The sequence below is a fragment of the Mycolicibacterium mageritense genome, assembly GCF_010727475.1.
GTDB classification, from domain to species: Bacteria; Actinomycetota; Actinomycetes; order Mycobacteriales; family Mycobacteriaceae; genus Mycobacterium; species Mycobacterium mageritense.
On record NZ_AP022567.1, the window covers coordinates 5,485,198 to 5,502,089 of the forward strand.

General features: G+C 67.7%; 16 protein-coding genes. 10 read left to right on the forward strand and 6 right to left on the reverse strand.

What is annotated here, in order from left to right; all coding sequences use genetic code 11:
• The first annotated feature begins 7 nt into the window (after window positions 1-7).
• Window positions 8-601, forward strand: a complete 594-nt coding sequence (gene leuD, locus G6N67_RS26475) for a 3-isopropylmalate dehydratase small subunit (protein WP_036438310.1) — start codon at window positions 8-10, stop codon at window positions 599-601.
• 204 nt (window positions 602-805) lie between these two features.
• On the forward strand, window positions 806-1,432 hold the full coding sequence (locus G6N67_RS26480) for an HU family DNA-binding protein (RefSeq protein WP_036436519.1): 627 nt from the start codon (window positions 806-808) through the stop codon (window positions 1,430-1,432).
• A 59-nt stretch (window positions 1,433-1,491) separates the two neighbouring features.
• Here the strand turns inward: G6N67_RS26480 and mutT1 are convergent, their stop codons facing one another.
• From mutT1 to cofC, 3 genes are read right to left on the reverse strand one after another with little or no spacing between them, the layout of a single operon-like run.
• Window positions 1,492-2,433 carry an 8-oxo-(d)GTP phosphatase MutT1 gene (mutT1, locus tag G6N67_RS26485; RefSeq protein WP_036436521.1) on the reverse strand — a complete coding sequence of 314 codons (942 nt, stop codon included), beginning with the start codon at window positions 2,431-2,433 and terminating at the stop codon, window positions 1,492-1,494.
• Window positions 2,434-2,488: 55 nt separating this feature from the next.
• Window positions 2,489-4,699, reverse strand: a complete 2,211-nt coding sequence (locus tag G6N67_RS26490; protein ID WP_036436523.1) for an RNA degradosome polyphosphate kinase — start codon at window positions 4,697-4,699, stop codon at window positions 2,489-2,491.
• Window positions 4,700-4,728: 29 nt separating this feature from the next.
• Entirely contained in the window at window positions 4,729-5,370 is a 642-nt protein-coding gene (gene cofC, locus G6N67_RS26495; RefSeq protein WP_036436525.1) for a 2-phospho-L-lactate guanylyltransferase, read from the reverse strand.
• A gap of 64 nt (window positions 5,371-5,434) precedes the next feature.
• Here cofC and G6N67_RS26500 point away from each other — a divergent pair, with 64 nt between their 5' ends.
• The 3 genes from G6N67_RS26500 (at window position 5,435) to G6N67_RS26510 (ending at window position 8,768) form a co-directional block, all read left to right on the forward strand.
• Entirely contained in the window at window positions 5,435-6,433 is a 999-nt protein-coding gene (locus tag G6N67_RS26500; protein WP_179976754.1) for an NAD(P)H-dependent glycerol-3-phosphate dehydrogenase, read from the forward strand.
• Window positions 6,434-6,466: 33 nt separating this feature from the next.
• Window positions 6,467-7,570 (forward strand): cystathionine gamma-lyase, encoded by a 1,104-nt coding sequence (locus G6N67_RS26505; RefSeq protein WP_036436527.1) that lies wholly within the window; start codon window positions 6,467-6,469, stop codon window positions 7,568-7,570.
• A 76-nt stretch (window positions 7,571-7,646) separates the two neighbouring features.
• A complete protein-coding gene (locus G6N67_RS26510) occupies window positions 7,647-8,768 on the forward strand; it encodes a D-alanine--D-alanine ligase family protein (RefSeq protein WP_036436529.1) in 1,122 nt (373 codons plus the stop codon).
• A 4-nt stretch (window positions 8,769-8,772) separates the two neighbouring features.
• Here G6N67_RS26510 and G6N67_RS26515 read toward each other — a convergent pair whose 3' ends face one another.
• Together G6N67_RS26515 and G6N67_RS26520 are read right to left on the reverse strand one after the other, a co-directional pair.
• Window positions 8,773-9,354 (reverse strand): DUF3515 domain-containing protein, encoded by a 582-nt coding sequence (locus tag G6N67_RS26515; RefSeq protein WP_036436531.1) that lies wholly within the window; start codon window positions 9,352-9,354, stop codon window positions 8,773-8,775.
• A 10-nt stretch (window positions 9,355-9,364) separates the two neighbouring features.
• The gene (locus G6N67_RS26520) at window positions 9,365-9,607 is read right to left on the reverse strand and encodes an Lrp/AsnC ligand binding domain-containing protein (RefSeq protein ID WP_036438313.1); all 243 of its coding nucleotides are present in this window, start codon (window positions 9,605-9,607) and stop codon (window positions 9,365-9,367) included.
• A 106-nt stretch (window positions 9,608-9,713) separates the two neighbouring features.
• On the opposite strand from G6N67_RS26520, the gene G6N67_RS26525 reads away from it, so the two are divergent.
• Window positions 9,714-10,685 carry a thiamine-phosphate kinase gene (locus tag G6N67_RS26525; protein ID WP_036436533.1) on the forward strand — a complete coding sequence of 324 codons (972 nt, stop codon included), beginning with the start codon at window positions 9,714-9,716 and terminating at the stop codon, window positions 10,683-10,685.
• 47 nt (window positions 10,686-10,732) lie between these two features.
• On the forward strand, window positions 10,733-11,443 hold the full coding sequence (locus G6N67_RS26530) for a uracil-DNA glycosylase (protein ID WP_036436535.1): 711 nt from the start codon (window positions 10,733-10,735) through the stop codon (window positions 11,441-11,443).
• Between the two features lie 413 nt (window positions 11,444-11,856).
• Here the strand turns inward: G6N67_RS26530 and rpmB are convergent, their stop codons facing one another.
• The gene (rpmB, locus tag G6N67_RS26535) at window positions 11,857-12,051 is read right to left on the reverse strand and encodes a 50S ribosomal protein L28 (RefSeq protein ID WP_036436537.1); all 195 of its coding nucleotides are present in this window, start codon (window positions 12,049-12,051) and stop codon (window positions 11,857-11,859) included.
• A gap of 224 nt (window positions 12,052-12,275) precedes the next feature.
• Here rpmB and G6N67_RS26540 point away from each other — a divergent pair, with 224 nt between their 5' ends.
• From G6N67_RS26540 to G6N67_RS26550, 3 genes are read left to right on the forward strand one after another with little or no spacing between them, the layout of a single operon-like run.
• A complete protein-coding gene (locus G6N67_RS26540) occupies window positions 12,276-13,904 on the forward strand; it encodes a fatty acid kinase ATP-binding subunit FakA (protein ID WP_036436538.1) in 1,629 nt (542 codons plus the stop codon).
• Window positions 13,904-16,126 carry an ATP-dependent DNA helicase RecG gene (recG, locus tag G6N67_RS26545; protein WP_036436540.1) on the forward strand — a complete coding sequence of 741 codons (2,223 nt, stop codon included), beginning with the start codon at window positions 13,904-13,906 and terminating at the stop codon, window positions 16,124-16,126. Before G6N67_RS26540 ends, recG begins: the two co-directional genes overlap by 1 nt.
• A complete protein-coding gene (locus G6N67_RS26550) occupies window positions 16,123-16,830 on the forward strand; it encodes an HNH endonuclease family protein (RefSeq protein WP_036436542.1) in 708 nt (235 codons plus the stop codon). The genes recG and G6N67_RS26550 overlap by 4 nt, the downstream gene beginning before the upstream one ends.
• Window positions 16,831-16,892 lie beyond the last annotated feature (62 nt).

Here is a 16,892-nt window from a genome sequence, read left to right on the forward strand (position 1 = left end):
GATGACGATGGAAGCTTTCACCACCCACACCGGCATCGGCGTTCCGCTGCGGCGGTCGAATGTCGACACCGATCAGATCATTCCCGCCGTTTATCTGAAGCGGGTGACCCGAACGGGATTTGAGGACGGGCTTTTCGCCGCATGGCGCACTGATCCGTCATTCATCTTGAATCTGCCACCGTTCAACAATGGCTCGGTGTTGGTGGCCGGGCCCGATTTCGGTACCGGATCGTCGCGGGAACACGCCGTCTGGGCGCTCATGGACTACGGCTTCCGGGTTGTCATCTCATCCCGGTTCGCCGACATTTTCCGGGGCAACGCGGGCAAAGCGGGGCTATTGGCCGCCGAGGTGTCCCAAGATGATGTGGAGCTCCTTTGGAAGCTCATCGAGCAGAATCCGGGCTTGGAAATCACTGTGAATCTTCAAGATCGAAATGTCACCGCGGGAACGGTTGTGGTGCCGTTCAGGATTGACGATTACACCGCGTGGCGACTGCTCGAGGGACTCGACGATATAGGCCTTACGCTGCGGAAACTCGACTCGATCGAGGCCTATGAGACCCGCAGGCCGAGCTGGAAACCCCGCACCCTCACCCCCTGATTCGGGGGCCTCGGCGACCCGAATTCGCCGCCTACCGAACCGGTTCTGGACCCCCCGGACAGGAGACCAAGGGGGGCAACCAGATTGCCGGAAAGTTCGCTAGCTACGCCTGAAATTGCGCGTGGCTCTTGGAAATCAGTGGTCACAGGGTTTACCGTGTCCTCTAGTCGGTTCAAAGTGGACCACTGGTTTCGGAGGTTTTGGATGAACAAAGCGGAGCTCATCGACGTACTCACAACCAAACTGGGCACCGATCGTCGGCAGGCTACCGCCGCGGTGGAGAACGTTGTCGACACCATCGTGCGTGCGGTGCACAAGGGCGACAGCGTCACTATCACCGGCTTCGGCGTTTTCGAGCAGCGCCGCCGCGCCGCTCGGGTGGCGCGTAACCCGCGCACCGGTGAGACGGTGAAGGTCAAGCCCACCTCGGTGCCGGCGTTCCGGCCGGGTGCGCAGTTCAAGGCGGTTGTCTCTGGCGCACAGCGCCTCCCGGCAGACGGCCCCGCGGTCAAGCGTGGTGTGACTGCAGGCCCCGCCAAGCGGACCGCCGCCAAGAAGACCGCCACCAAGGCTGCGGCCAAGAAGGCCCCGGCCAAGAAGGCCGCCACGAAGGCTCCGGCCAAGAAGGCCGCGACCAAGGCGCCCGCGAAGAAGGCCGCGACCAAGGCGCCGGCCAAGAAGGCCGCGACCAAGGCGCCCGCGAAGAAGGCCGCGACCAAGGCTCCGGCCAAGAAGGCCGCCGCCAAGGCTCCGGCCAAGAAGGCCGCGACCAAGGCTCCGGCCAAGAAGACCGCCGCCAAGAAGGCCCCGGCCAAGAAGGGCCGCAAGTAGATTCCCGACAGGCACGCCGTGAGCTGATTCAGCTCACGGCGTGCCTTTCTGTGCCGCCGTCACCGGGGCTTGGCCAGCGGACTGCCAAGGTGGTCGGCGGCCACGAGGCGCCCGTCGACCAGTGACAGCACCCACGTGCTGCCCTTGCGGTTGCCGGTCGTGCTGGGGCGCACCCCGTCGCGTTCACACCACCAGTCGATGAGACCGGGGATCACCTTGCCCTGCGAGCAGATCACCGGTGTTCCGGCGCGTGCGGCGATTTCGACCAGCCGGTTGCGGGCGGCCTTGTGGTTACCCGCGTATGCACCTTCGGTCAGCGTCGGCTCGTTGTGGATCGCGGTCCCGAGTTCCTCGGCCAGCGGGGCGATGGTCTGATGGCACCGCAACTGGTCGGCGGCGTACAGCGTTGTGGCGCCGAACGCCAGCAGTTGACCGACCAGGGACTCGGCCTGCGCGCGCCCGCGCTTGTCCAGCGGCCGCTGGCGGTCGTCGCCCTTGAACCGGGACCGGCGGCCGGCGGAGCCGTGCCGCACGACGAGCACGGTCTTGGTGGCAGGCGGTTGTTTTGTGAAGCGGCGCAACACTTTTCGATCATGCGGATACTGCAGCTGGTCCATGGCCGCGTCGACGGGCAACCAGATGAGCTTGTCCACCTCACTGTTGGGGGCGAACTCTCCGCCCGTCGTACGGGCCGCCCAGTACCAGACGCGTTTGGTGCCCTGCGGGATGTCGTATGAGATCGCGCCCAGCCGCCGTCCCAGGACAGCGGTGTAGCCCGTCTCCTCGTGGACTTCGCGCACCGCGGTGACCGGTTCGGTCTCACCCGGATCCACCTTGCCCTTCGGCAGCGACCAGTCGTCGTACCGCGGACGGTGGATGATCGCCACCTCTGTGACGGCAGCCGCATCGGCCGGCAGCCCGGTGCCCGGCCGCCACAGCACGGCCCCCGCCGCGGGAACGGTCCTGGCCGACTTCGCCGTTGTCGTGTTGTCGTTCGACACCTCAACTCCTGCAGGTCATTCCCTGGTACCGCCGGTGGACCGTACCCGACCCGGATCAGGGGTGCCGGTGACGTTCCATCAGCGACACCTGGTGGTCCCGTACGGTCTGCCCTTCCTGAGGCAGCGCCGTCCAGTGACCGTCGGGCCGCAGTTCCCAACAACGGGTGGCCGGGTCCATGGCGGACTCGAACACGTCGTTGAGTTGCGCAGTCAACCGTGGATCCTTGACTTGCGCCATCACCTCGACACGCCGGTCGAGATTACGATGCATCATGTCGGCGCTACCGATCCAGAATTCGTCGATGGCGCGGAAGTGAATAATGCGTGAGTGCTCGAGGAACCGGCCCAGGATGGACCGCACGGTGATGTTGTCGGAATAGCCGGCGACACCGGGGCGTAGCGCACAGATGCCGCGGACCACCACCTCGACGCGAACCCCGGCCTGCGACGCGCGGTAGAGCGCATCGATCACCTGCTCGTCGACCAGTGCATTGGCCTTCAACCGGATTCCGCTCGGGGTGCCGCTGCGATGGGCGGCGATTTCCCGGTCGATGCGTTCGATGATGCCCTTGCGGACGCCTCGCGGCGCGACGAGCAAGTTGCGGTACGAGTCCTTGCGCGAGTAGCCGGTCAGCGAGTTGAACAGATCCGTGAGATCCGAACCGATGTCGGGGTCGGCGGTCAGCAGGCCCACATCTTCATACAGGCGCGCGGTTTTCGGGTTGTAGTTGCCCGTGCCGATATGGCAGTAGCGGCGGATGGCCGACCCTTCCCGCCGCACCACGAGGCAGGTTTTGCAGTGGGTCTTCAGGCCGATCAGGCCGTACACGACGTGCACACCCGCCTGCTCAAGTGCACGAGCCCACTTGATGTTGGCCTGTTCGTCGAAGCGGGCCTTGATCTCGACCAGCGCCACCACCTGCTTGCCGGCCTCCGCGGCATCGATGAGGGCGTTGACGATCGGCGAATCGCCCGATGTGCGGTACAGCGTCTGCTTGATCGCGAGCACGTTGGGATCCGCCGCGGCTTGTTCGATGAACCGTTGCACGGTCGTGGAGAACGAGTCGTAGGGGTGGTGCACCAGCACGTCGCCGTCGCGCAGCGTCGAGAAAATGCTCTTGGGTGTTTCGCGTTCGCCGAACGCCGGTGGCGTGGCAGGCACGAACGGCGGATCCTTGAGCGCGGGGCGGTCCACGCTGTAGACCTGCCACAGCGCCGAGAGATCGAGCAGCCCGGGCACCTCGATGACATCGCCGGGTGCCACGTCGAGTTCGCGCAGCAGCAGCTCCAGCATGCTCTCGGTCATGTCGTCGGACACTTCCAGCCGCACGGGCGACCCGAATCGCCGCCGCGCCAGTTCGCGCTCGAGGGCTTGGAGCAGATCTTCGTCGCGGTCTTCCTCGACTTCGAAGTCCGCGTTGCGGGTGATCCGGAAAGCGTGGTGCTCCACCACCTCCAGGCCGGGGAACAGCACCGGAAGGAACGCCGCGATGAGCTCTTCCATCGGCAGGAAGCGCACCACGTCCGAGCCGTCGGCGGGAGGGCTCAGTTCGACGAACCGGTTGACGTTGTCGGGCACCTTGATTCGGGCGAAGTGCTGGCCACCGTCGTCGGGATGCTTGACGGTGATGGCCAGGTTCAGGCTCAAGCCGCTCACGAACGGGAATGGGTGCGCCGGATCCACCGCGAGCGGTGTCAGCACCGGGAACACCTGTTCGTGGAAGTAGGTGGACAATTTCGCGCGTTCGTCGTCGTCGAGTTCGGCCCAGGTGACGATGACGACGCCTTGCTCGGCGAGCGCCGGGCGCACCGAGTTGAGGAACACCGCGGCATGGCGGCTGGAGATCTGTTGTGTGCGTTCGTTGATGCGGCGCAGCTGTTCACGGGGTGACAACCCGTCGGCCGAGCGCACCGACAGGCCCATCTCGTCGCGGCGTTTGAGCCCGGCGACGCGGACCATGTAGAACTCGTCGAGGTTGGACGCGAAGATCGCCAGGAACTTCAACCGCTCCAACAGAGGCAGGGACGGATCGGCCGCCAGCGCCAGCACGCGGGCGTTGAAGTCGAGCCAGCTCAGCTCGCGGTTGAGGTACCGGTCCTCGGGCAGGGTCTTGTCGACCACCGGTGAGGTGGCCGCGGGCGGAGCTTCCGGTGTGGAGTCCGGACTGGGCGCGGGCTCGGTCCCGGCCGGCGCGCCGTCCCGTTCGGAGTCGGTGGATTGAATTCCAGCCTGCGCTTCGGTGGCTTCGCTCACCTTTCCGATCATTCCCTATCTGTTGCCGCTGCGGCTACCCGCTACCGGTGCTCTGCAACCGCCTGCGCAGTCGCCGCGCCGACACCTAGGCGCCGCGCAGTCAACAGATCGTCGGGAGTGTCTATGTCGCAGCGCAAGCCGGGCCACGCACCGGTCAGTTCGATCGCACCGGAGTGCCGGTGGTGGGCCGCCGAATCGGCACCGAACGCGGGCTGCAGCGGAACGCCGAACGCGAACAACGCCGAGGTGCCCGTGCCGTGCCGGTCGCCGACGAAGCTTCGCGGGTAATTCCGTGCGGCGGTCAGCGCCTCGTCGAGCTCCTGTGGCTGCAGGGCCGGAAGATCGCCTTGCAGGACAACGATATTCGGTATCGATGTGCGGAGCTCGGCCTCCGCGGCGGCGATCGCGTTGTTGAGTGGGTTGCGGTGGCCTGCCGGTGTCGGGTCCGTGATCACCGCCGCGCCGAGCTGCCTGGCGGCATCGGCGGCGACGTCGTCGGGGGTCACCACCGTGACCGGCGCCACGGCAGACGCCGCGGTCACGGTGTCGACCAGCATGGCCAGCACGACGGCCTCACGGGTTGACGCGGAAAAGATCGGTGCCAGTCGAGTCTTGGCTGCTGTGAGCCGTTTGACGGCGATCACCAACGCCACGTCGGCGCTGGGTGTCCTCGGGCCGCTCATCCTGCCATCCTGCCAGCCGAGCCGTCATCGGTGCCGGGCCGATCACCCGCGTTAGGGTGAAGCCGTGGTGGAAGCTGCGGTCATGGGCGCCGGTGCGTGGGGAACGGCATTGGCAAAGGTGCTGGCGGATGCGGGTAATCCGGTGACGATGTGGGCCCGGCGCCCCGAGGTCGCCGACGAGATCAACGCCGCGCATCGCAACAGCGCCTACCTCGGCGACGTCGTGTTGCCCGCAGCCATCCGCGCGACGAGTGATCCCGCGGAGGCGCTCGCCGGAGCGTGCACGGTGCTGCTCGCGGTGCCCGCGCAACAGCTCCGGGTCAACCTCGACGGCTGGAAGCACCTGATCGGCGACGACGTGACGCTGGTCAGCCTGGCCAAGGGCATCGAACTCGGTTCACTGATGCGCATGAGCCAGGTCATCGTTCAGGTCACCGGCGCCGATCCGCTGCGCGTGGGTGTGGTGACCGGCCCGAACCTGGCCAGCGAGATCGCCGACGAGCAGCCGGCGGCAACCGTTGTGGCGTGCGGTGACTCCGGGCGCGCGGTGGCCCTGCAGCGGGCGCTGGCCACCGGGTACTTCCGCCCGTACACCAACTCCGACGTGATAGGTGCCGAGGTCGGCGGTGCCTGCAAGAACGTGATCGCCCTTGCCTGTGGCATGGCGGTCGGCGTGGGTCTGGGCGAGAACACCATCGCGGCCATCATCACGCGCGGGCTCGCCGAGATCATGCGACTGGGCATCGCGCTGGGCGCCCAACCCGCGACGCTGGCCGGGCTGGCCGGCGTCGGCGATCTGGTCGCGACCTGCACATCGCCGCACTCGCGCAACCGGTCGTTCGGTGAGCGGCTGGGCAAGGGCGGGACCATGGAGTCGGCGCTGATCGCCGCGGGTGGCCACGTGGCCGAAGGCGTTTCGTCGTGCGAATCGGTGCTCGCGCTGGCCTCCAGTTATGACGTCGAGATGCCGTTGACCGACGCGGTGCACCGGGTCTGTCACAAGGGCCTGTCGGTCGACGAGGCGGTCGCGCTGTTGTTGGGCCGCAGCACCAAACCCGAGTAGGAGCTCTCCGGACCTGAGGAGGAAGGCGTGAGTATGGATGGGGCATACGGCGATTCCACTCGAAGTGTCAAAGCCGTTGGATCCGAGTCGATCCCGGGTCGGCCAGTGGCTCCGGTGCCGATTCCGGCCTCGACGTATCACCTTTCGCCCGACGAGACCGAGCCGCTCGACAGCTACGGGCGTAGCTCGAACCCGTCGTGGCGCCAACTGGAGGCGGCGCTGGCCGAACTGGAGGGTGCGGCCGCGGCGCTCACGTTCGGCTCGGGAATGGCGGCGATCACGTCGGTGCTGCGGGTCGTGGCCAAACCCGGTGCGACCGTGGTGGTTCCATCCGACGGCTATTACCAGGTGCGCCGTTATGCTGCGGAATACCTTGCACCACAAGGGATAACTGTCGTCGAAGCTGCCACGGCCGAGATGTGCGATGCGGCCGCAGAGGCCGACGTGGTGTTGGCCGAGACCCCCGCGAACCCGGGGCTGGACGTCGTCGATCTGCACCGGCTGGCGATGACCTGCCGCAGCCGCGGCGGCACCCTCGTCGTCGACAACACCACCGCCACCCCGCTGGGCCAGCAACCTCTTTCGCTCGGGGCCGATCTGGTGGTGGCCAGTGCCACCAAGTCGCTGTCGGGACACAGCGACCTGATCGCCGGTTACGTCGCGGGCAGTCAGCCCGAACTCATGGCCGCGGTGGAGCGGGATCGCCTGTTGGCGGGTCCGATCCTCGGGGCTTTCGAGGCCTGGCTGGTGTTGCGCAGCCTCGGCAGCGCCGGGCTGCGATTCGAGCGGCAGTGTCAGAACGCCCATGCGTTGGCCGTCATGTTGCGCAGCCATCCGGCGGTGCGTTCCGTGCGGTATCCGGGCCTGCCGGACGACCCGGCACACGAACTGGCGGCGACGCAGATGAAGCGATTCGGCGGATTGGTGTCCATCGAACTGGCCGACGCGGCGGCCGTGCACGCGCTCGTCGAACGCAGCGCGCTGTTGATCGCGTCGACGAGTTTCGGTGGGATTCACACCTCGGTGGACCGGCGGGCCAGGTGGGGCGATCCGGTCGCGTCCGGATTCGCCCGTATCTCGGCGGGCATCGAGGACACCGACGACTTGCTTCGTGATGTCGAAGCCGCACTGTCGTGAGATAACCCCAGCTCAGCACCGGTGCAGCGACGTGCCGAAATGCGACGTCAGGCCCAGCCGGTAGCCTCTGTAGGTTGTGACTGCCCGCAATCAGACCGGATCCCGTATCCGGGTCGCCGTCGTCTACGGCGGACGTAGCTCCGAGCACGCGATCTCCTGTGTGTCGGCGGGTAGCATCCTGCGCAATCTCGACCCCGAGCGTTTCGAGGTGGTGGCGGTCGGAATCACCCCCGACGGTTCGTGGATGCTGACCGACGGCAGGCCCGAGACGCTCGCCATCACCGACGGCCAGCTTCCCGAGGTCACCGAGGCTTCGGGCACCGAGCTGGCCCTGCCCGCCGCCCCCAGCCGCAGTGGTCAGCTGCTGTCGCTCGGCGCCGGTGCGGGGGAGGTGCTCACGTCGGTCGACGTGGTGTTCCCGGTGTTGCACGGACCCTACGGCGAGGACGGCACCATCCAGGGTCTCCTCGAGCTGGCAGGCGTTCCGTATGTCGGGTCGGGTGTGCTGTCGAGCGCCGCGGGCATGGACAAGGAATTCACCAAGAAGCTGCTGGCCGCCGAGGGGCTGCCCATCGGAGACCAGGTGGTGCTGCGCCCGAAGGACGCCACCGTCGAACTCGAACAGCGCGAGCGTCTTGGCCTGCCGGTGTTCGTCAAACCCGCGCGCGGCGGATCCTCGATCGGTGTCAGTCGCGTGACGTCGTGGGCCGAGCTGCCCGCGGCCATCGAACTGGCCCGCAGGCACGATCCCAAGGTCATCGTCGAGGCCGCGGTTCCCGGTCGCGAACTGGAGTGTGGTGTGCTCGAGTTCCCGGACGGTTCGGTCGAGGCCAGCACCGTGGGGGAGATCCGGGTGGCAGGCGTGCGGGGCCGCGAGGACGGTTTCTACGACTTCGCCACCAAATATCTGGTGGATGCCGCCGAACTCGACGTACCCGCCAAGGTCGACGACGACATTGCCGACGAGGTGCGACGGCTCGCGGTCCGCGCCTTCACCGCGATCGACGGGCAGGGCCTCGCTCGGGTCGATTTCTTCCTGACCGAGGACGGGCCGGTGATCAACGAGATCAACACCATGCCCGGCTTCACCACCATCTCGATGTACCCGCGCATGTGGGCGGCCAGCGGCGTGGACTACCCGACCTTGCTGGCCACCATGGTCGAGACCGCGCTGGCGCGGGGGACCGGACTGCGCTGACGCCTCAGCGCGCGGGGGCCGGATCGATGGGCCGGGCCGGCATGGTCCGGTTGATCTGGCCGGAAAGCTGCTGAATCGGCGTCGGGCCGGCGCCGGCGGGCAGGGTCAGTGCGACGTACACCGGGCGGTCCACCGCGTACCAGGTGCTGCGGCCCTGGTCGCCCGGATCGGTGGGGCCGGCCTCGCTCACGGTGTTGTCGCCGATGCGGAACCACTGCACGGCGTCGACGACCTGCAGGGCTGTTCCGACGACGAAGTCACCCGGCCGTTCCAGGCCGCACCGCAGGATCACGGGCTCCTCGCCGGTCCCGGCCTGCCACGCCGCGGCGCCGGGCGGTGTCGGCTCGACGGTCTCGGCCCGCCGGAAGTCACCGAGCTGCTCGGGCAGCGCGGCCAGCAGATCGCGGCACTCGGGGCTGTCGGCCTGCGGCGCAGGCACCGACGAAATCGCCACCGGAGCTTTCTCCGGTGACTGTTGCCGGGCGGCCGCGATCCCCAGCACCGTGATCAACGCCGAGACAGCCACCACGACCGCGGCGATCAGCAGCGTGCGTGGAGGTCCGTCGTCGGAAACCGGGTCGGTCACACCCTCAACTCTATGGGTGCGCCGCCGCGGCGATCGGACAGGTCAAGGTGCGGGTGATACCGCTGACCCGTTGCACGCCGGGCACGACGTCAGACCGCAGGGCCTCCAGGGTTTCGGCCGAGATCCGCAGCACGACGTCATAAGGGCCGGTCACATACTCGGCCGAGACCACGCCGGGCAGCGTGGCCAATTGCTTGGCGACGACCTCGGCGCGGCCCACCTCGGTCTGGATCAGCACATAAGCCTCTACCACCGGCTGCTCTCCTCCGTGTCGCTGCATAGACTCCTCGCCGCAGGGACCAAACCTACCGCAGGTCGGGTCTGTGTTCAGGGCACGACAGCTTCGGGCAGGAGGTGACATGGTCGGCGAGCAATCCGCTGACGCCTCCGACGACAGTCTGGGCGGGGTAGGCGAATTCGCGGTCATCGACCGGTTGGTGGCCGGACGTGAGCAACCCGGGACCGTGGCGCTCGGACCTGGCGACGACGCGGCGATCGTGACCGCCGCCGACGGCCGGGTCGTGGTGTCGACCGACATGCTGGTGCAGGAACGGCACTTTCGGCTGGACTGGTCGACGCCACACGACATCGGTCGCAAGGCGATCGCCCAGAACGCCGCCGATGTCGAGGCGATGGGCGGGCGGCCGACCGCGTTCGTGGTGGCCTTCGGTGCGCCGGCCGAGACCGACACGGCCGCCGCGGTCGAGCTGGCCGACGGTATGTGGGACGAGGCCCGTCGGTTCGGCGCAAGCATCGTCGGCGGTGATCTCGTGCGGGCACCGCAGTGGGTGATATCCGTCACGGTGCTGGGCGACCTCGGAGGGCGCCCGCCCGTCCTTCGCAGTGGCGCCCGTGTCGGTGACACCGTCGCGGTGGTCGGCGCCCTGGGACCGTCTGCAGCCGGATATTCGTTGTGGATCAAGGGAATCGACAATCACACCGAGCTGCGTCGCCGCCATCTGGTGCCCGAGCCGCCGTACGGACAGGGTGCCGCAGCGGCCACGGCGGGGGCGAGTGCGATGACCGATGTGTCTGACGGCCTGCTCGCAGATCTCGGGCACATTGCATCGGCTTCTGGTGTGGAAATCGACCTGCACACCGGGTTGCTCGATGCCGACCGTGCCGCGCTCGCGGGGGCGGCCGCTACGGCAGGCGAGGATCCCTGGAACTGGGTGCTGGGCGGCGGCGAAGATCATGCCCTGGTTGCCACGTTCCCCGGCGCGGTTCCCGACGGCTGGCGCGCGATCGGGCGGGTGGTCGACGGCCCTGCGGGGGTGACGGTCGACGGCACGCAATGGTCCGGAGACCCGGGATGGCAGTCATTCCGGTAGCCGCTTGCTACGTTGGCTTGTTGTGATGCGGACGTGAGGAGCAATTGATGACGGCGCATGTGAAGACCAGTTCCACAACCGCGCGTCCCTTGAACGAACTCGTCGAGGCCGGCTGGGCGCGCGCCCTCGAGCCCGTCAGCGCGCAGGTCGCCCAGATGGGCGAATTCCTGCGCGAGGAGCTCGCAGCCGGCAGGCGTTATCTGCCTGCGGGTCAGAATGTGTTGCGCGCCTTCAGCTTTCCCTTCGATCAGGTGCGCGTGCTGATCGTCGGTCAGGATCCTTACCCCACCCCCGGTCATGCCGTGGGGCTGAGCTTTTCGGTGGCTGCCGATGTGCGCCCGCTGCCGCGCAGCCTGTCGAACATCTTCACCGAGTACGCCGAGGATCTCGGTCACCCGCAGCCTTCCACCGGTGATTTGTCGCCGTGGGCGCAGCAGGGTGTGCTGCTGCTCAACAGGGTGCTCACCGTGCAGCCGGGCAATCCGGCATCCCACCGCGGCAAGGGCTGGGAAGCGGTGACCGAGTGCGCCATCCGAGCGTTGGTGGCACGCAGGCAACCGATGGTCGCGGTGCTGTGGGGACGGGACGCGTCGACGCTCAAACCGATGCTGGCAGAGGGCGGCTGCGCGACCATCGAATCACCGCATCCGTCGCCGCTGTCGGCGTCGCGCGGGTTCTTCGGATCACGGCCGTTCAGCCGCGCCAACGAATTGCTGCAGAAACAGGGCGCCGAGCCGATCGACTGGCGGCTGCCCTGACCGCACGTGCGGTCACGGCATCGGGATAGGCGGCGGTGAAGGAATCGCCGGAGGTGCCGGAATCGCGGGCGGCGACGGGATCGCCGGCGGCGAGGGGATCTCGATCGTGGCGTCTCCGTTGCCCTCAGTAGTCTCTACCGGTGGTGCGGACGGAGGTGCGGTCGGTGCGAGCGAGACCGACGTCTGCACGGTCGTCTCGACGACAGTGCTTTCACTGGTGGTGGAGGTCTGCGGCGAAGTCGATTCGGACGTCGATTCGTCGCCGGAGTCACTGCCACCGCACGCCACGAGAACCGCAGCAGCGGCAAAACCACAGATCAAGGTGTACAGCGAAGAATGGGCGAGGCGATGCGAGGTCATGCCGACAACACATACCCCGCCCACCGTTCGCTAAACGACGGCGCTGGGCCGGGTCAGCCGCGGCTGACCTTGCCTGCCTTGATGCACGAGGTGCACGCGTTCACGCGTTGCTTGTTGCCGCCGGGGCGCGTCACGGCGCGCACCGACTGGATGTTCGGATCCCAGCGTCGGCTGGTCCGCCGGTGCGAGTGCGACACCGACTTGCCGAAGCCCGGCCCTTTGCCGCAGATATCGCAGACGGCAGCCATATCAACAACTCCTCGAAATCAGTACTTGGGGTCTGGGCCAGTCCGCCGCAAACCGACGCGGCTCGACCCGACAACCTGACCAGGATACCGGGAGGCCAAGGTATCGCCAAAACGGCCCGTGAACGTCGCCGCAAGGTTGTCCACAGGCAGTGATGCTCTCATCGGGAATGTCGCTGCGACTGGATAGGCTGACGGCCACGCGCAGTTGGGATATGGGAGGTCCGATGTCTGCTCGGCGGCTCGACGCCTCCGCCCTGCGGGACTGGGCCCACACGGCCGTCGGTGACCTGATCACGCACACCGACGAGATCAACCGGCTCAACGTGTTCCCGGTCGCCGACGCCGACACCGGCACCAACATGCTGTTCACCATGCGCTCGGCCTGGGCGCATGTCGATGCCGAACCGCCAGGCCGGGACGTCGCGGCGGTCGCGGCAGCCTTGGCCGCCGGCGCGCTGCAGGGTGCACGTGGCAATTCCGGCGTGATCCTGTCCCAGATCCTGCTGGGCTTCGCGGAGGTCATCGCGTCTGCCGCCGCCGAGCGCGAGGGTGACCTCGCCGATATCGACGGTGAGCTCTTCGGTGCTGCGTTGCGGCACGCGGTCGGCCTGGTGGTCAGCTCGATGGGGGATCCGGTGCCGGGCACCATCGTCTCGGTGCTGCAGGCCGCGGCCGCGGCAGCCGAGCACAGCGCGGCCGAGGGAGTAGAACTCGTCGGGGTCATGGAGGCGACGGCGGAAGCCGCGGCGGCCGCGCTGGACGAAACCCCCGAACAGCTCGACGTGCTGGCCGAGGCCGGTGTGGTCGATTCCGGGGGGCGTGGCCTTCTGGTGCTGCTCGACGCGCTGACCGGCACGGTCGGCGGCAACACCGGCCATCGGCCGGCCTACCAGCCGTCGTCGTCGCCATCGGCACTGATGTCCCGGACAGCGGCGCCACCCCAGTTCGAGGTGATGTACCTGCTGAGCGGCTGCGGTCTCGACGCGATCGAGCGGTTGCGCGGCGAGCTCGACAAGCTCGGGGAATCGGTCGCGATCGCCACATCCGACACCGACCAGTACTCGGTGCACGTCCATGTCGACGATGCGGGCGCCGCGGTCGAGGCCGGCTTGGCCGTCGGTGTGCTGCGCCGCATCCAGATCACCGCGTTGACGGGCACCACGGGTGCGCGCTCGGCCGGCGGCTGGGCCAGGGGACGGGCCGTACTCGCCGTCGTCGACGGTGACGGTGGTGCCGAACTGTTCGGTGGCGAGGGCGCGCACGTGCTGCGTCCCGACGCCACCGAACCGGTCACGGCCAAACAACTGCTGCGCGCGCTCGTCGATGTCGGTGCGGCGCAGGTGATGGTGCTGCCCAACGGATATGTGGCGGCAGAGGAGCTGGTGGCCGGCTGCACGGCGGCCATCGGCTGGGGTATCGACGTGGTGCCCGTGCCGACAGGGTCCATGGTGCAGGGCCTCGCGGCGCTGGCCGTGCACGACGAGGACCGGCAGGCTGTCGACGACGGCTACACCATGGCCCGGGCCGCCGCCAGTGCGCGGCACGGCTCGGTGCGGGTCGCCACCGAAGAGGCGTTGACCTGGGCGGGCACGTGCAAACCGGGTGACGGCCTCGGCATCGCGGGCGACGAGGTGCTGATCGTGGGACCGGACGTGACGGCCGCGGCGGCCGGCTTGATCGACCTGCTGCTGGTCGCCGGCGGCGAGCTGGTCACGGTGCTCACCGGCGAGGGCGTCGACGCCGCGGTCGGTGAAGCGCTGCAGGCGCACGTGCATCGTCACCACCTGGGTGCCGAACTGGTGACCTACCACACCGGCCACCGCGGCGACGCGTTGTTGATCGGGGTCGAGTAATGGCCACCCTCGCCGACCGCCTCGACTTCGTTCTCGGCAAGAAGACCGCCGACAAGCTCTACGAGCATTTCGGGCTGCGGACCGTCAACGATCTGCTGCGGCACTACCCGCGCAAGTACAGCGAGGGTATGTCGGTGCGCGGCGAGGACGAGGCGCTCGATCTCGAAGAAGGCGAGCACGTCACGTTTGTCGACGAGATCACCGAGACCAAGGACGGTTTGATGCGCAGCCAGCCCGGCAAGCGCACCCGCAAATGGCTGCGCATCACGCTCGGTCATCACCGCCCCAAGGTCACCGCGACGTTCTTCAACGCGGGCTGGATGGTCGACCAGCTGCCGACGGGAACCAGGATCATGCTGTCCGGTGAGGTCGGATTCTTCAAGGGCACAATGCAATTGACGCATCCAGCGTTTCTGGTGCTGGATTCGCCCACGGGCAAGACACCCGGCAGCAAGGCCATGAAGACCATCGCCACCAGTTCGGGTGCCACGGGCGACGAGTTGTTGTCCGCGTTCGAACGGGACTTCTTCCCGATCTACCCGGCCAGCGCCAAGGTGCAGAGCTGGGACATCTACGCGTGCGTGCGCCAGGTGCTCGCGGTGCTGGATCCCATCCCAGAGCCGTTGCCGGCATCCTTTGTCCGCGAGCGCGATCTGATGAGTGAGGACGAGGCGCTGCGGGCCATCCACACCGCCGAGAACTCGGCGGAGCGGGACCGCGCGATCGAACGACTGACCTACGACGAGGCACTCGGTCTGCAATGGGGCCTGGTGGCCCGCAGGTACGGTGAGCTCAGCGAATCCGGGCCGCCGGCACCTCGCACCCACCACGGCCTCGCCGCCGCGATGGCCGGCCGGCTGCCGTTCGAGCTCACCGAGGGGCAAGCCGAGGTGCTCGACGTGATCTCAGCCGAATTGGCGTCGACCCGGCCCATGAACCGCATGCTGCAGGGCGAGGTCGGCTCGGGCAAGACCATCGTCTCGGTGCTGGCGATGCTGCAGATGGTCGACGCGGGGTACCAGTGTGCGCTCCTCGCGCCCACGGAAGTGCTTGCCGCCCAACATGCCCGGTCGATCCGGCAAGTGCTCGGGCCGCTGGCCATGGCGGGTCAGCTCGGCGGCGCGGACGACGGTACCCGCATCGCCCTGCTGACCGGATCGATGACACCGCAACAGAAGCGTCAGGTGCGCGGTGAGGTGGCCTCGGGAGAGGCAGGCATCGTCATCGGCACCCACGCGTTGCTGCAGGAGACCGTGGAGTTCCACAACCTCGGCATGGTGGTGGTCGACGAGCAACACCGGTTCGGGGTGGAGCAACGGGATACGTTGCGCGCCAAGGCCCGTGACGGCCTGACTCCGCATCTGCTGGTGATGACGGCTACCCCGATTCCGCGGACGGTCGCGCTGACGGTCTACGGCGATTTGGAAACGTCGACGTTGCGTGAGCTTCCGCGAGGGCGCCAACCCATCACCACCAACACGATCTTCGTGACGCAGAAACCCGCGTGGCTGGACCGAGCCTGGGCCCGCATCCGTGAAGAGGTGGGCGCAGGCCGCCAGGCCTACGTGGTGGCCTCGCGCATCGACGAATCGGATCAGGACAAGGGGGAGGGCGGCCCGCCGCCGGTGACCGTGCTCGAGCTCTTCGACCGGCTGAACGCGGGTCCGCTCGCGGGGCTGCGGCTCGGTCTCATGCACGGCCGCCTGTCCGGTGAGGACAAAGATCTTGTGATGGCGGCGTTCCGGGCCGGAGAGATCGACGTCCTGGTGTGCACCACGGTCATCGAGGTGGGCGTCGACGTGCCGAACGCCACGGTGATGGTGGTGATGGACGCCGACCGGTTCGGTATCAGCCAGCTGCACCAGCTGCGCGGTCGCATCGGCCGCGGGCAACACCCGAGCCTGTGTCTGCTGGCGACGCGGCTGCCCGAATCGTCGAAGGCCGGCGAGCGGATCAAGGCCGTCGCCGCCACGCTCGACGGATTCGCCCTCGCCGACCTCGACCTGGCCGAGCGCCGGGAAGGGGATGTTTTGGGGCTCAACCAATCCGGGCGCAGAATCAACCTGCGTTTCCTGTCGCTGGCCGACCATCTGGGGGTCATCACCGACGCTCGCGAGTTCTGCGAGTCGCTGTACGAGAAGCATCCAGACGATCCCGGGATGGCGCTGCTGGCGGCGCAATTCGTCGACACCGACCGGGTCGAGTACCTGGACAAGGCATGAGTCGCCGCCGGGTGTGGTGGCTCGCCGGCGCGGTCGTGCTCGCGGTGATCGTGGCGGTTCAGGTCACGCTGAGCGTGCAGCGGTCCGACCGGTTCGTGGCGCTGGCCGACACCCCGAGGGTGCAGGCCGGAGTTGACGTGCTGACCGGCGTGGCCGAGGTCCCGCAGCGCGTGCGCGGCAACGACTACCGGCGGGCGGCGTTCGGCGAGGCGTGGGACGACGACAATTCCGCTCCCGGCGGCCACAACGGATGCGACACGCGCAACGACATCTTGAACCGGGATCTGTCTGACAAGACGTTCGTCTCGATCAAACGGTGCCCCAACGCGGTGGCTACCGGAACACTGCACGACCCGTACACCAACGCCGTGGTGTCGTTCGTGCGCGGCAACCAGGTCGGCGCCTCGGTGCAGATCGATCACATCGTGCCGTTGGCGCTCGCGTGGGATCTCGGTGCCAGAAACTGGCCGGACGATCTGCGGCTGCGGTTCGCCAACGACCCGGCGAATCTGCTTGCCGTGCAAGGCCAGGCGAATCAGGACAAAGGGGATCAGGAACCCGCGCACTGGATGCCGCCCAACCAGGCGTTCTGGTGCCAGTATTCGGTGCAGTTCGCCGAGGTGCTGCGCGGTTACGGGTTGCCCGTCGACGCACCGTCGGCCGTGGTGCTGCGCGAGGCCGCAGCCACCTGCCCGGTGGCCTGACTTCCCGCGAGCAGACACGAAATCCCCTGAACCTGCCCTGTTTTAGGGGATTTCGTGTCTGT